The sequence below is a fragment of the Bacteroides sp. 14(A) genome (assembly GCF_000526555.1).
Taxonomy (GTDB): domain Bacteria; phylum Bacteroidota; class Bacteroidia; order Bacteroidales; family Bacteroidaceae; genus Bacteroides; species Bacteroides cellulosilyticus.
The window spans coordinates 1,288,459-1,304,994 of the sequence record NZ_JAGH01000002.1; the positions used below are offsets into that span (position 1 = coordinate 1,288,459).

General features: G+C 37.9%; 7 protein-coding genes. All 7 read left to right on the top strand.

Annotated features, from left to right (window positions below; genetic code table 11):
* Nucleotides 1–167: 167 nt before the first annotated feature.
* Entirely contained in the window at nt 168–3,242 is a 3,075-nt protein-coding gene (locus tag K429_RS0112280) for a TonB-dependent receptor (protein ID WP_026367109.1), read from the top strand.
* Between the two features lie 20 nt (nt 3,243–3,262).
* A complete protein-coding gene (locus K429_RS0112285) occupies nt 3,263–4,987 on the top strand; it encodes a RagB/SusD family nutrient uptake outer membrane protein (RefSeq protein ID WP_026367110.1) in 1,725 nt (574 codons plus the stop codon).
* Between the two features lie 76 nt (nt 4,988–5,063).
* Nucleotides 5,064–7,727, top strand: coding sequence for a polysaccharide lyase family 8 super-sandwich domain-containing protein (locus K429_RS0112290; RefSeq protein ID WP_052340651.1), 2,664 nt, complete (start codon nt 5,064–5,066; stop codon nt 7,725–7,727).
* A 15-nt stretch (nt 7,728–7,742) separates the two neighbouring features.
* On the top strand, nt 7,743–9,149 hold the full coding sequence (locus K429_RS0112295; protein WP_007211784.1) for a glycosyl hydrolase family 79 C-terminal domain-containing protein: 1,407 nt from the start codon (nt 7,743–7,745) through the stop codon (nt 9,147–9,149).
* A gap of 2 nt (nt 9,150–9,151) precedes the next feature.
* Entirely contained in the window at nt 9,152–11,227 is a 2,076-nt protein-coding gene (locus K429_RS0112300) for a polysaccharide lyase family 8 super-sandwich domain-containing protein (RefSeq protein ID WP_022209440.1), read from the top strand.
* Between the two features lie 11 nt (nt 11,228–11,238).
* A complete protein-coding gene (locus tag K429_RS0112305) occupies nt 11,239–13,938 on the top strand; it encodes a glycoside hydrolase family 2 (protein WP_026367112.1) in 2,700 nt (899 codons plus the stop codon).
* On the top strand, nt 13,935–16,532 hold the full coding sequence (locus K429_RS0112310; protein ID WP_026367113.1) for a glycoside hydrolase family 2 protein: 2,598 nt from the start codon (nt 13,935–13,937) through the stop codon (nt 16,530–16,532). The genes K429_RS0112305 and K429_RS0112310 overlap by 4 nt, the downstream gene beginning before the upstream one ends.
* Nucleotides 16,533–16,536: the final 4 nt, after the last annotated feature.

Genomic DNA, 16,536 nt, shown 5'->3' on the forward strand with positions numbered 1-16,536 from the left:
AATATGGAAAAACACTCTTTAATTTTTGGAGGTATTGCTAAAAAAATATCATTAGAATACTTTTTGATAATTTGAGTTTTGGTGAATTATGTATACTGATACTTTAATGGTATTTATCTTTTTAATAAATGCCTTTTAAAAATAGAACCAATTTAAAATATATTAATATGAAAAACATTTTTATGCTAACAAACAAAAGTGAACGAAAAATAGGAGGAAAAAGGTTTTCTGTAATCCTACTATTGTTGTGTTTATCTCTGTTTACTGTTTATGGTCAGGGAAAGAAAAATATTAAAGGATTAGTCACTGATGAGAAGAATGAACCGTTAATAGGAGTCAGTGTAGTGGAAGTTGGTACTTCTAATGGTACAATAACAGATGTAGATGGAAAGTTTGAAATAAATGTTTCATCAAATTCGACTTTAAAGTTTAGCTATATTGGTTACAATGTTCTTGAGAAAAAGATTGGTACGCAAACGGTGATGAATGTTGTTTTAACTGAGGCTGCCTCAGAATTGGATGAAGTTGTAGTTGTAGGCTATGGAACTGTAAAAAAACGTGATTTGACAGGCTCTGTTACTTCTGTTGATTCTGAAAAACTCTTGCAGAGTCCGGCATTATCTGCAGCGGAGGCTATTCAGGGTAAAGTTCCGGGTGTATTGATACAGAACACAAGTTGGACTCCGGGAGCTACTCCGTCTATTCTTATTCGTGGTACACGTTCTATCAAAGCAGGCAATGATCCGTTGTATGTTGTGGATGGTATTCCTATTTCAACAGCTCCTAATTTGTTTGCACCTGGTGATATAGAATCAATAGAGGTGCTTAAGGATGCCTCAGCTACTGCTATTTATGGATCCAGAGGTGCTAATGGAGTTATCATAATCTCAACGAAGAAAGGTAAGAAAGGGAAAGTGCAGGTTGACTATAATGGCTATTATGGTATTCAGACCATTCAAAACAAGTTGGAATTAATGGATGGAGCAGAATATGCGGAGTATGTGCGTGAAGCTTATAGAGCAGCTGGACAATACGATTCAGCACTGCCTAATATGGAACTGGATAAAACATTACCCTCGTTTACTGGTGATGATTATACTTGGCAATCTATTGCAATGGCTTATGATGAAAACGGTAATTATGATTCCAGCAAAGTACGTTCCGGTGCTTTGTGGTGGAACGAAGTAGAACGTACAGGTATAGTGACTGATCACCAACTCGGCATTAGAGGAGGAGGTGATAAAATGCAGTTTGCTTTTAATACTACATACTTCAAGAATGAAGGTATTTATAAGAATCAAGATTACTCACGCTATACAGTAAAGTTGAGTGTTGATGCAGAAGTGACTAATTGGTTGAAGATAGGCGGACAGTCGCACTTCAGTCATTCATTACAGAATAGAGGTTCTAACTTCCAGGATTGTTGGCGTGTGAATCCACTTGGACGATTGTATGATGATGATGGAGTTCCTACATTGATGACTTCAGGAGGTGATTCTCAATGGTGGAATCCTCTTCAATACTTAGAACCTAACGCAGTGGTTAATCCTTTGAAAATTAACCGTTTCTTAGGTAGCTATTATGGGGAAATCAAGCTTCCATTAGATGGGCTTAAGTATCGTGCAAATATTGGAATTGATTTTCATTCTCGTCAGGATTATTCCTTCTTATCTTCAAATGCAAGACAGGGCAATCCTAATCAGGCAAAAAATGCTACTCAACAAACTTATGCTTATACCTTTGAAAATCTGTTATTTTACGATAAGCAGTTTGGAAAACACTCTATCGGAGTTACTTTATTGCAATCTATTCAGCGTAATAGAACCGAAAGTTTAAGTGCTACTGTTCAGGATTTACCTTCGGATGATCTGCTTTTTAATGATATTGCATCAGCATTGGATATAACAGGGTATGATAGTAATAATCAAGTATGGAGCCTTGCTTCTTTCATGGGACGCTTGAATTATAATTATAAAAGCAGGTATTATGCTACATTCTCAATGCGTTATGATGGCTCTTCGCGTCTAGCTGATGGACACAAATGGGTTTCTTTCCCTGCTTTTTCGTTAGCATGGAGAGTAAATGAGGAAAACTTTCTTAAGAATTTTGATAAACTTGATAATTTGAAATTGCGTTTTGGATATGGTGTAACTGCCAACACTTCTATTAATCCTTATCAAACAAAAGGATTGTTATCAAAGAAGTACTATAATTATGGAGAAAATATGGTTATTGGTTACACTTCCTCTAGTTTACCGGATAAAACATTGACTTGGGAAACTACCGGGCAATGGAATGTAGGGGTTGATTTCAGTTTTTTCCGTGGACGTTTGAGTGGAACAGTTGATGCTTATCTGCAAAATACACATGATTTGCTGCTTGACCGTCAGTTACCTGCTATCTCTGGCTATACGAGTGTACTTACTAATGTTGGTAAAACAAGAAATAAAGGTATTGAGGTTAGTTTGTCTACGGTAAATATACAAAATAAAGATTTCACATGGTCTACAGATTTTATGTATTCAACTAATAAGGAAGAAATTGTAGAATTGTATAATGGAAAAGTAGATGATATAGGTAATAGCTGGTTTATAGGTGAAGCGCTTGGAGTATATTATGATTATAAGAAAATAGGCATCTGGCAGGATTCTCCGGAAGATCTTGCTGAAATTGAAAAATATAATAAGAATGGTCACAAATTTGCACCAGGAATGATTAAATTGTTGGATATCGATGGAGATCATAAAATTACCGCGGACAATGATCGTATGATCCTTGGACAAAAACGTCCCAAACATATTTTTAATCTTAGCAATACATTTGTTTATAAAGGCTTTGATCTGAATATTGTTCTTTATGGAACCTTAGGCGGAATGTTGAAAAATGCAGTTCGCGTGAATCATCAGTCCTATCGTAATAATAGTGTGAAATTTGATTATTGGACTCCAAACAATCCGACTAATGCTTATCCTCGCCCTAACAGACTGTATGATAATATAGAGTATGAGTCCTCATTGTATTATGAAAAATCGGATTTTTTACGTGTAAAAACGATAACATTAGGGTATACATTGCCTAAGAATCTAGTTAATAAAGCAACTTTATCTAATTGCCGATTATATGTTACTGCCCAGAATCCTCTTGTATTTACAAACTATACAGGAGTCGATCCGGAAGGAGCAGCAACCTATGCTTCACCGAGTGTAAGCAGTTGGATATTTGGTGTGAATGTTTCTTTTTAAACTAATAAAATAAGAATAAAATGAAAGCTGTAAAATATAGAAAAAGTATCGGCATAATTCTTACGATAGCTTGCGGGTTTACCTCCCTAACAAATACTGGTTGTGATGATTTTCTCTCTGAGAAAGAAGTTCCCCGTATCACAAGTGATTTTTATAAAACAGAACAAGGCATACTGGCTGCTGTTGATGCTACATATGCTTATATGCGTTTTGGAGTTGGTGGGGAGTTCTCTAATGTTCTTACAGAGTTAGGTACTGACCTGATAACAGGTGCAGAGGGAGCATTAAGTTATCCGTATAACTTATATAGTGCAACTTTGTCACCAACAGAATCGAAATTGTATAGTTTGTGGGAAAATCATTATAAAGCTATCGGAGTGACAAATCTTGTCTTAGACGCACTGCCGGAAGCAAGTATATCGGAGGCTGAGAAAGAGAGCTATGGTGCTGAAATGAATTTCTTTCGTGCATACTTTTATTTCGATTTAGTTCAGCAATTTGGTAAGATCCCTTTGGTCACTGAAGCAATACAAGAACCTCAGACAGACTTTAAACGTTCTTCTGTTGCAGATGTTTATAAGCTAATTGTTAGCGATTTAAGATATGCAGCAGAACATCTCAGGGAATCAGCTACAGGTACGGATCAAAGTAAGGCTACTAAATATGCCGCTGCTCATTTATTATCTAAAGTTTATCTTACACGTGGTAGTGCGATAACTGATCAGCGTGGGCAATTGTCAACTGATATGGATAGTGCTTATTACTATGCTAGAAGAGTGATAGACAGTTCTAAATATACTCTGTTAAATAACTATTCAGATTTGTGGGATGTTAACAATATGGGGAATAGTGAGGTTATCTTTTCTATTCAGTTTACTCTTGATCCGATATATAATGGAGATGGGAACAAATCTCACTTATATTGGGGGTCATGGTATGAAGATCAACCTGGTATGATGCGTGATATAGCTAATGGTCGTCCTTATCGTTTTCATCGTGCTACCAATAAAACGATGTTTGAGTTGTTTGACCGCAAAAATGATTCCCGTTTTTATAAGAGTTTTAAATGGACCTATTATTGTAATAAAGCGACTTCTTCCTTGGCTATAGGAGATACTGCAATCTATTATAGCTTAAATGCTCCCAAAAATAGAACATATAAGTATAAATATTTTCAATGGAATAAGAATGATCCAAGTAAAAATAACAGATATTATCCTATTTTGCTGAAATACGAGGATCCATTAAGAGAAACAGCAAATGAACAAAAAGGTGTACGTGAATGGGTACGTATGCGTCTTGGCGAGACTTATTTGATTGCTGCGGAAGCGGCAGGTCGTAAGGGGGACTATAATTTAGCTGCTGATTTGATTAATATTATTCGTGAACGTGCTTCCTGGAAAGCTGGCGAGAAAAAGGTACCTCAATATTGGCTAGAAGAAGGTGGTGAGATGGAAAATACAGAATCTACTTATGAAAATATAAAAGTGACGGCAGATGACCTGAAGATGAATTTTGTAGATTTTATGTTGGATGAAAGAGGGCGTGAGCTTTTAGGTGAATATACAAGATGGGAGGATCTGGTGCGTTGTGAGAAATTAATTGAGTATGTAAAAAAATGGAATCCTGATGCAATGAAGAATATTCAAGAGTATCACAAATTGCGTCCAATTCCTCAAAAGCATATTGACCGACTGAATCCTCGTGGTTCTGATGAGGAAGAACAGAATCCTGGATATTTCTAATTATAACTAAATAGTTATGCAATGTAAGGAGTTAGTTCATTATTGAACTAACTTCTTATTAAAGAGATTTTTATTTTTGAAAATTAAAAAACTAACATTTAATGCCGTGAACTTGACTAAATTTTTGAAAGGAAGTGCAATTCTTTTATTGTTTTCCTCTTTTGTTATTTCCTGTCATGATAATGATGTGATTGAAAAAGAAGAAGATAATCAGGACCCTGATACGGAAGAATCTATCAATTTGGCTTTAGGAAAGACCGTCGAAACCAGAATTAATAGCATAACTGGCTCAGGCTCTAATACTGAAAAAGCTAATTTAATGACTGATGGTGATTTAACAACATATTGGGAATCTGCGGACTCATATAAACATTCTATTCTAATTGATTTAGGGAGCGTACAAGAAGTATCAAAAATAGTAGTGCATTGGATTGATGAACGTGGATGTAATGCGTATAGCCTCAATTTTGGAAAAGAAAAAGATAAAATAGTAAGTGTTATATCCAGGAATGATGTAGAAGAAAAAGCAGTTAGTACATTTGAGGGTTTTAAGGAAGAAGCTCGCTACGTGGAATTGGTCTTACGTGGGAGATTAGGCTATACTGGCGGGTATAGAATATCCGAGATCGAAATTTACAATGAGGATAATATAGAGTATACCAATACACCTGAGGAACAAAAAGCTCTTGATACAATTACAGAGCGATTGATTGCTAGTTACTTGAGTGATATACCAGATGATAAGAATATTGAAAGCTTCTCAAAGTCAATGCAGGCAGATGGTTCATGGACGGATATTGACTATAATGATCAAATATCTGCTGATGGCTGGAAACCGAATGGCCATCTTAACAGATTAAAAGCTATGGCATTAAACTACAAGCATCCTGAAAGCAAATTTTTCAATAATGCTACATTGTTACAACAAATAGAAAAGGGGTTGTTATGTTTTAAGAAAAAGGCACCTTCCTGTTCGGATAATTGGTGGTATAATGATATCGGTGCCCCTCAAGCTTATATGATACCACTTCTGTTGTTGAAGGGACATATTTCACATGAAAATATGCTTGTGGCAGCAGCATATTTGAAAGATAAGATTGAAAGTTATATAGGAGGTGGTAAGAATTTATCGTGGATTGCTGAAATCGCAATGCACAAAGGGTGTGCTGAGGATAATTATTCAACAGTACAACATGCTTTTAAGGCGATTGCTTCCACATTGTCAATTGTTTCAGAACAAGGGAAAGAGGGGATTAAAATAGATGGCAGTTTCCATCAACATCATGCCCAGATTTATTCGGGAGGATATGGAATGTCGCTGACCGATGACGTTTCAAAATTTATGGAAATGTCTGTTGATACTCAGTTTGCAAATGAATTTACTCTTGAAAAGAAAGAAATATTTCAGAAACTACTTTTAGAGGGACATCTTTTACTTAGTTTCCGAAACTCTATCGATTTTGGAACTAGAGGGCGAAATATATCACGTCCTACGTCTGAGTATACTACAGTTCCTGTGGATGTCTTGGAAAGGGCGGTCGTTGGCGATCCTGCCAATGCCGGGATTTATAGAGCATGGATAAATCATATAAATAGTGGAACCGCTTTTCCTAAAGCAAATGTGAACAAACATTTCTGGAAATCAGATATGATGACACAACATGGTGAGAATTTCTATATGTCCGCAAAAATAATATCAAAGCGTACTTATGGAACAGAATCCTTGAATAATGAAAACATAAAGGGGTATAATCTTCCTTTAGGAGCTACGAATATAATGACAACAGGTAAGGAGTATGATAATATATATCCGGTCTGGGATTGGACTCGTATTCCTGGTACAACTGCTATTGGTAATCAGGATAAGACGTCTTTAGAAGGTTATCAGATTGGTAATAACGAGTTTGGTGGAGGCGTTAGTGATGGTGTAAATGGAATTATTGCTTATAAGGGTAAATACAATGAATTGCAAGCTAATAAAGCATATTTTTTCTTTGATAATATGATGTTCTGTATAGGCAGTGATATTTCCTATGTTCAGAATGATAATGTTTTGACTTCTGTAGAACAGAATTTATTGAATGGTGAGGTTATTTATAATGATGGGCAAGAAAAGCAACTGTCATCAAACAGTAATATGCAATTGAAGCAATTGAAATGGGTATATCATAATAACACAGGGTATATTTTTAGAGGAACAGATAATGTTACTATACAAAATATGTCTCAAGCAGGTTCTTGGAAAGATATCAATGCTACAGGAGAATCGGGGCTTATAGATAAGAATGTTTTTAGTGTCTGGATAAATCACGGACTTAATCCGGAGAATGCCAGTTATCAATATATTGTTGTACCGGATAAGTCTATAAATGCATTTCGGGATTTAGCTGAGCAGATAGATTTTTATATTGCACAAAATGATGGTTCGGTTCAGGCTATACGTGAAGGCAATAAGTATGGATTTGTTTTTTATAAAAGCGCCAGTACAAAGATGGACGATGGTTTAGTGATATCATCTGATAAGCCTTCTATTGTCTTTATTGAAAAAAAAGGTAACACTTATACTATTGCTGTGTCAGATCCTACATATACACAAGCAAATGTAACGTTAACTCTAAATAAAAAGATGATAGAGAAGAGCGGGGTTACTATAACAGAACAAGGTAGCAATATTATTTTTACTTTGCCTGTGGGCGATTACGTAGGAAGTAGTGTTGTAGATGTTTTTACCGAAAAATAATAAAATTATAGATATATGAAGAAGTTGCACTTCATTATAGTTGTACTACTTTTTATCCGAACACCTGTTGTATTGGGGCTGGATATAAAAGGTGAAAAAGAAGTACCTGTTACTGTTACTGTACTTTCCGATTATCGGTTACATACCATCATACCTTCTGACTTTTTGGGATTTAGCTATGAAATGTCTCAGTTGACCGATAACTCCCGTTATCTGCATCCTGATAATCTTGTATTGATTCAAATGATGAAGAATTTAGGAAATGGCGTCTTACGATTAGGAGGAAATAGCAGTGATAAGATTTCATGGACAGGTATGCCACGCATTGATTATATGAGGAAGGATTCTTTAACTACTACAGATGTAGATACTTTTTCAAAATTTGTAGATTTAACTGGATGGAAGGTTATCTGGGGACTGAATCTGGGAGAGAATAATCCTGAGAAAAACTCGGATGAAGCTGTATATGTAGCAAAACGATTAAAGAATGCTCTTTATGCTCTTCAGATAGGTAATGAACCTGATTTATATTACAAACATCTGCGTCCTGTAAATTATGCAATAAGCGATTATGAAAAAGAATGGTTTCTACATTATACGAAGATAAAAGAGAGATTACCTGACATTACTATAGCAGGGCCAGCAGTTGCTGGGGATATCCGTTGGTTTGAGTCTTTCTTGAACAGTTACTCTTCCAGAATAAGTTTGATGACCGGACATCATTACAATTCACCAGGTAAGAATGCTACAGTAAATTGGAAAACTATATTGGAACCGGATAATCATTTATCAGGTTATTTGCAAGTATTGAATTTTTTATGTCAAAAACACGGAATTACTTATCGTATGGCAGAATGTAATACAGTCTCTCAAGGTGGAAAAATAGGAGTGAGCAATGTTTTTGCTTCTGCTTTATGGGCGTTAGACTATATGTGGAGTGTGGCTTTGAATAATGGGGTGGGAGTAAATTTTCATGGTGGTAGTGTTAGTAAGTATGCACCTATTGTAGTGGATGAGAAAGGAATTCCTACTCCTCGTCCTATCTATTATGCAATGCTTGCTTTTAAATATGGAAGTGAAGGTGGTAATATTGTTCCTTCTGTGATTTCACCTTCTGTTCCTAACAGCAGCGTATATGCTTGTGTCAATGGCAAAACATTGAAAGTTACACTTTTAAATAAAAGTGAAGATGATATTTCCTTCACAGTTCGGCTGAATGACACCCCTGCTTCGGTTCAGTTGCTTAGACTTACAGCACCGTCTCCGATTTCTTCATCTGGAATACGTTTTGCCGATGCCGAAGTAGAAGCTGATGGAAGTTTTCAACTAAATATGAGAGAGAAATATCAACCACAAAATGAATATGTTAAAGTCTCCGTTCCGGCAATGAGCGCAGCGGTGATGATTATAGATAAAGAATGATTATGAAAAGGTTACTACTTATATGTCTGGTGCTATGCTTTTGGGGAGAATACGGCTATGCTGTAGAGAAACAGAAAGATATAGAGATTTTATATAATAGATTGTTGGAAGAATATTTGTCGGATTCGGTAGACGTTTCTCAAGCAGAAAAGGATTTGGCTGTTATGCAAACTGATGGTAGCTGGAAAGATATTGATTATAAGACAGTGACTTTCTATTTCGATGCAGAGCGTCATCTCAAGAGATTAAAGAACATGGCATTGGCTTATAGTAAACCCGGAAATAAATTATTTCATGAGCAGGAATTGCGAAAGAAAATAATTCTTGGGTTAGATTATTTCCGGATAGCTAATCCAGATTCTGGAAATTGGTGGTACCGGGACATCGGTGCTCCTTCCCAATATATGATTCCTCTTCTTTTGCTGAAGAAAGAGTTGAAAAGAGAAGATGTGACGAGACTTTCTTCTTATCTGGTTGATAAGACAGATAATATGGCCCATAAAGGAAAGAATAGAACATGGGTATCTGCAGTCTTGATACATAAAGGCTGTATAGAAGATGATTATGAGTTAATTGCCAAAGGATTTTCTTCCATTGCTTCTACCATATATGTAGAAGAGAAAGATGATGAAGGAATGAAAAGAGATAATAGTATTCATCAGCACCGTCCTCAACTTTATTCGGGTGGATATGGAATGTCACTACTGTCCGACTTGGCAGAGTATATTACTTTAGCTAATAAAACATCTTTTATGAAGTTCTTCACTTCGGATAAGATTAAGTTGGTATCAGATGTTTTTCTGAAAGGGACACAGATGTTCGGATATAGAATGGCATATGATTTTGGAACGATTGGGCGGGGGATATGTCGCCCGAATTGCTTGAGCAATATGTCCACGCATACATTAGATTTAATGAAAGAAGTTGATCCCGTTCATGCGGAAAATTATGAGGCATGGAAGCGGCATATTGGTGGCGAAGCCTTTCCGGTACCAGGAAATACACATTTTTGGAAATCAAACATTATGACCCATCATGGTTCTGATTATTATATGTCTGCCAAAGTCATATCCGTACGAACAAATGGTACGGAAATGCTGAACGGGCAGAATTTGAAAGGTTATTATCTACCATTAGGAGCAACTAACATAATGACTACCGGTCATGAATATGATGATGCCTTTGTTGTTTGGGATTGGACACGGGTACCGGGAACAACGGCGGTTGCTAATCAGTCGACTGCCGATCTCCGTTGGTATTTGTTTGGTTCGAATCAATTTGGTGGAGGTGTTAGCAATGCTCATAATGGTGTAATGGCTTATGAACATGCTTATCAAGGTGTGGAAGCTCGGAAAGCTTACTTTTTTATGGGAGATGCTATGGTATGCATGGGAAGTGGCATTAAGGCGGCTCGTACTCAGGAAGTTCGTACTTCAGTAAATCAATGTTTGGCAAATGGTGAAGTTACATATGGCTTATCAGGACATACATACCGGTTAACGAATAACTTGTCCGACAAAAATATTGATTGGGCTTACCATGATAATGTAGGGTATATTTTCCCGCAAAATGAGAGTGTAACGTTGAGAAAAGCCAAGCAAACCGGTGCTTGGAGAGAACTTGAAGTAACAGCAAGTGATAAACCAGTAACAAAAGAGATTTTTAGCTTATGGGTTTCGCATGGTACTACTCCGCAGCATGAGGATTACTGTTATATTATAATGCCTGATAAACCTCTTTCTTATTTTACAGATAAGAAGTTTGAGAATGAAATTAAGATTATAGTTAACTCTGAACAGATACAAGCGATTTCCAATGAGAATAAGAGACAGTATGCTGCCGTCTTTTATGAGCCGGGTGAAATACGGTTTGCAGAGGATTTAGTGGTAGCAGTCAATAAGAAAGTTATAATATACATTGAGAAGAAAGACAAACAATATGAAATAGCTGTAGCCGATCCTCTATATAAAGAGCAGTCTCTCCAATTAAGTATGAATGGAGAACAAATAAATATAGTATTCCCTTCTGGTGATTATTCCGGTAGTTCAGTAATAAAACATATTACAGAAAAACATTAATAAGGACGTTCATGAATAAGTTATCCATTTTTTTGCTTCTATTTTTATCTGTCGCATATTCCGTACAGAGCAGTAATACAAACTATGCAAGAACAACCGATAGAATTTGGTTGGACTCGAATGAAATGCATCAGGGAGAATATAGCTGGAAGATGATGAAAGTAAGTGACGTGAAAGCATCTGCTGAGGAAGTTTCGTCGCTTGGATATAATACGAGTGACTGGTTGTCAGCTATTGTTCCGGGAACTGTGCTTAATTCTCTTGTATATAATAAGAAGTATCCTGAACCCTATTATGGACTGAACAATAAAATAGAGTCCAATAAAATACCGGATATATCAAAAGTAGGTCGTGAGTTTTATACTTATTGGTTCCGTACGGAATTTGAGGTTCCGGCTTCTTTCTCAGGAAAAAATATATGGTTGCAGCCTGATGGCATCAACTATCGGGCTGAAGTATGGGTGAATGGTAATTTATTGAGTACGATCAATGGAATGTTTGTTAATGACTACATTAATATAACAGATTTTGTAAAAGTAGGCAATAAGAATGTTCTTGCTGTCAAAGTCTATCCGGTAGATGTGCCGGGGACTACTATGCCAAAGTCTTGGGGAGCTGTAGGTGAATATCATAATGGGGGTAATGGAAACATCGGTTTGAATACTACTATGCTTATGAGTATTGGATGGGATTTTACCTTTATGGATGGTATTCGTGACCGCAATACGGGTATTTGGAAAAGTATATCTATATATAGCACAGGGATATTGGCATTGCGTCATCCATTTGTGAAGTCAGAACTACAGAAGCCGGGGTATGATGTCGCTCGTGAAACCATATCCGTTGAAGTTATTGATCCGTTTCATTCGATGGATACGATTAGCGGAGTGGTCAGAGGAGAAATAGTGGGAGAAAATATTGTTGTAGAAAAGCCTTTCAGCATATTACGTGGTGAGGAAAAAAATGTGACTTTCACTCCGGAAGAATTCCCTCAACTTACTATCCGTAATCCACGCTTGTGGTGGCCGATCAATAAAGGTCCTCAGAACTTGTATGAACTGAAACTGACAGTAAGCGTAAAAGGCGCTGTCTGTGACTCTGTTAAAACCCGGTTTGGTATTCGTGATATAACTTCTGATACAAATACTCCCGATAAATCACGTGTATTCTATGTGAACGGTAAACGTATTTTTATCCGTGGTACAAACTGGATTCCTGAGGGAATGTTACGAACTTCGGATGAACGTACCTATGCTGAGTTGAGATACACCCGGCAGGCAGGTATCAACTTAATCCGCCTTTGGGGAGGCGGTATAGCTGAATCTGATTACTTTTACCAGCTTTGTGACGAACTGGGGTTATTGATTTGGCAAGAATTCTGGATGACGGGAGATACACGCCATCCACAGGATAAGAGTGTGTACCTAAACAACGTGGCTTCTACTGTGAAACGTATCCGCAATCATCCGGCTCTGGCTTATTATGTAGCGTCGAATGAGAGTTCTGAAGTTAGCGGTACGCCTGAACTGCTGAAACTACTTGATGGGACACGTGGCTATCAGATGCAATCGGAATGTGCAGGTGTACATGATGGAAGTCCATATAAACAGGTGAATCCGATGCAACATTATGAAAACACGGCTTCTGCGAGAGGTAGCCGTGTGGATGGTTTTAATCCCGAATATGGTGCTCCGACACTTCCTACGGTAGAAATTCTCCGGGAAATGATGGACGAAAAAGATTTGTGGCCTATTAATAAAGAGGTTTGGGATTATCTGGATGGGAATGGATTCCATCTGATGTCTACCATGTATGCTGACTTGGTTAATAATTATGGGCAATCTTCTTCTATTGATGAGTTTGCACAGAAGGGGCAGTTTGTGGGTGCCATGAACTCAAAAAGTATTTGGGAAGTATGGAATTATAATAAACTTGATTATGGTGACCGTTTCTGTTCCGGTTTACTTTTCTGGTATCATAATTGCCCGGTTCGTCAGGTCTGTGCCCGTATGTGGGATTGGTCGTTGGAACCAACGGCTTCACTTTATCATACAGCTAATGCTTTGGAACCTTTGCATGCACAATTTGATTATCTGAAGAATACGGTATCGGTGGTGAATGATTATTATCAGGAATTTGAAGGTTATACGGTTGTGGCGCAGGTTTATGATATCAATAGTAAAAAGGTATTCGAAAAGTCAGTAAAGGTTGACCTTCCCTTGGATGGTGTGGCAAATGATGTATTGACTATTCGCTTTCCAGAAGATATTTCACAGGTACATTTTATTAAGTTGAGATTGAAAGATGAGAAAGGCAAGGAAGTCTCATCCAATTTTTACTGGCGTTCCAATGATAAGTATGAAGGTAAGGAAACGCTGACCGGACCTACTTCTTCAGGTTTTGAAACATTGTCTCAATTGAAAAAAGCCAAATTGAAGACTACTTATAAGATAAGAAAGAGCGAAGGTAAGTATTTCGTGGATGTTACAGTGAAAAATGTGTCCGGTTCTATCGCCTTTTTCAACCAGTTGCAATTCCTCAATCAGGATTTGAAACCTATTCGCCCTTCTTTTTATACAGATAATTTCTTTTCTTTGATGCCGGGTGAGAGTAAATTTGTAGTTATCGAAACGAATGCAGAAAAGATAATTGAAAAACCGGTGATAGTGGTGAAAGGATGGAATGTAGACCGTAAACAAATAAACAAATGAATACAAAAGTAAAGACAAGAACTTGGATAGCCTTATTGAATCTGCTCTTTCTGTTTACAGCAATCAATGCGCAGCCTGTTCGTCAGCACTTGCATGAAGGATGGAATTTTCGGCAGGCGAGGGGTACTAACTGGTATGAAGCCACTGTTCCTGGAACAGTTCATACAGACTTGATGGATAACAAACTGATAGATGATCCTTTTTACAGGCTCAATGAGCGCGGTGTGCAGTGGGTGGATAAAGAAGACTGGATTTACCGGACGACGTTTGATGTAACCCCTGAGTTGCTGGCAAAGAAGAATATTGTGCTGCATTTTGAGGGATTGGATACTTATGCTGATGTAACATTGAACGGAAAGAAGATTCTTTCTGCTGATAATATGTTTTGTGAATGGCAGGTGGATGTCCGTTCTCTCTTAAAAGAGCATGGTAATGAATTGCAGGTTTATTTGCATTCTCCTATTAAGATAGCTATGCCGAAATGGGAAGCTGTTCCTTTCCAGTATCGCAGTTCGAATGACCAGTCTGAGAATGGAGGTTTGCTCAACCGCAAGATCGGAGTGTTTGTTCGTAAAGCGGGTTATCATTTTGGTTGGGACTGGGGACCTCGTTTGGTTACTTCGGGTATCTGGAGGACCGTTAGTCTGGAAGCATGGGATGAGGCTCGTATAAATGATGTTTTTTATAACCAGCAGTCGGTGACAGCCCAACGGGCCACAGTGAATGTCACGGTGGAAGTATTGGCAGATAAGGAGACAGAAGCAAAGGTAGCTGTGATTAATCGTACGGATAAGCGTACCGAGTGCCGGAAATTGATTCGTTTGAATAAAGGTTTGAATAAAATTCCGGTATCTTTTACCATGAAGAAGCCACGGTTATGGTGGACTAATGGTTTGGGCGAACCTTTTTTATACGACTTTGTAGCAACACTGGAACTGAATGGTAAGCAAGTAGATGTAACAGAGAAAAAACTGGGTATCCGTTCATTGAAAGTGGTAACGGCTCCTGACGAATATGGTGAAAGCTTTTATTTTGAACTAAATGGAAAACCCTTGTTTGCCAAAGGTGCGAATTATATTCCTTGTGATAACTTTCTGACTCGTGTTACCGACTCCATTTATGAAAAAACGATCCGGGATGCAGTCAGTGCAAATATGAATATGCTACGAGTGTGGGGTGGTGGAGTTTATGAGAAAGATATCTTTTATGATTTGTGTGATAAATACGGCATTTTAATCTGGCAGGACTTTATGTTTGCGTGCAGCGTATTTCCTGCTGAAGGCGAATTGCTGGAAAACATTCGCAGGGAAGCCATTGATAATGTACGACGCTTGCGTAACCATAGTTGTATAGCCCTTTGGTGTGGGAATAATGAATGTTTGGATGCTTGGTTCAACTGGAATTGGAAAAAGACATATGACAAACAGAATCCTGCTTATTCGGATATTATATGGAAACAGTTCAAGAATCAGTATTTTGTGACGTTGCCGGCTGTGGTAGAAGAATTCCATCCGGGTGCTTGTTACCGTAAATCATCTCCTTATTCTGATGACAAAGGGATGCGCAATCATACGGTGGGCGATATGCACTACTGGGCAGTTTGGCAAGGGCTGAAACCCCTTTCCGAATTTAATCATGAGCGAAGCCGTTTTTTCAGTGAGTATGGTTTTCAGTCATTCCCGGAATTCGAGTCGATCAAACGGTATGCACCTTTATCAGAGGATTGGAATCTGACTTCGGAGGTAATGATGTCGCATCAGCGAGGGGGAACAGCGGCTAATAAGCGTATCAATGATTTCCTTTTGTCGGAATATCGTCAGCCTAAAGATTTCCGTTCGTTTACCTATATGAGCCAGCTTTTGCAGGCTGATGCTATGAAAATGGCTATGGAGGCACATCGGAGGGATATGCCCTATTGTATGGGATCGTTGGTATGGCAGCATAATGACTGCTGGCCGGTGGCATCTTGGTCTAGTCGCGACTATTACGGACGTTGGAAGGCGCAGCATTATTTTACGGTAAAGTCTTTCGCTGATTTACTGGTATCGCCAATAGAAAAGGAGAACACGTTGCAGATATATATGGTATCAGACAGGCTAAAGAGTACTTCTGGTAAATTAACAGTCTGTGTGCTCAGATTGGATGGTAACGGAGTGGTGAAAGAATTCAAGAAACAGATAACTGTTCCGGCTAATACAAGTACAGTTGTATGGAAGGAAGCTGTGGATGGGTTATTGAATGGAGAGAAAAAAGAAGACGTCGTCGTACACGTTCTTTATGAGGATAAGACAGGAAAAAAGTATACTAATAATTATTTTTTGGCGAAGCAAAAAGATATGCATTATGCGGCAGCTCGGATTAATAAAGACTTTGTACCGACTGAAGGAGGGTATGAGGTAACTCTGTCTTGTGATGTGTTTGCAAGAGGCGTTTTCTTGTCGCTCCAAGGGGATATTGACAATTTCATATCCGACAATTATATGGATATTTTGCCTGGTGAAACGGTTACGGTTAAAGTGACTACTGAACTACCTTCGTTGCAGTTTGCCGAAAGGCTACAGGTCGTTTCTTTTTCGGATGCAGTGGAACAATAGAATA

Excerpts from the sequence above, each read along its gene's own strand:
- K429_RS0112305 (WP_026367112.1), top strand. The coding sequence starts at position 11,239 with ATGAATAAGTTATCCATTTTTTTGCTTCTATTTTTATCTGTCGCATAT.
- K429_RS0112300 (WP_022209440.1), top strand. The coding sequence starts at position 9,152 with ATGAAAAGGTTACTACTTATATGTCTGGTGCTATGCTTTTGGGGAGAA.
- K429_RS0112295 (WP_007211784.1), top strand. The coding sequence starts at position 7,743 with ATGAAGAAGTTGCACTTCATTATAGTTGTACTACTTTTTATCCGAACA.
- K429_RS0112280 (WP_026367109.1), top strand. The coding sequence starts at position 168 with ATGAAAAACATTTTTATGCTAACAAACAAAAGTGAACGAAAAATAGGA.
- K429_RS0112285 (WP_026367110.1), top strand. The coding sequence starts at position 3,263 with ATGAAAGCTGTAAAATATAGAAAAAGTATCGGCATAATTCTTACGATA.
- K429_RS0112310 (WP_026367113.1), top strand. The coding sequence starts at position 13,935 with ATGAATACAAAAGTAAAGACAAGAACTTGGATAGCCTTATTGAATCTG.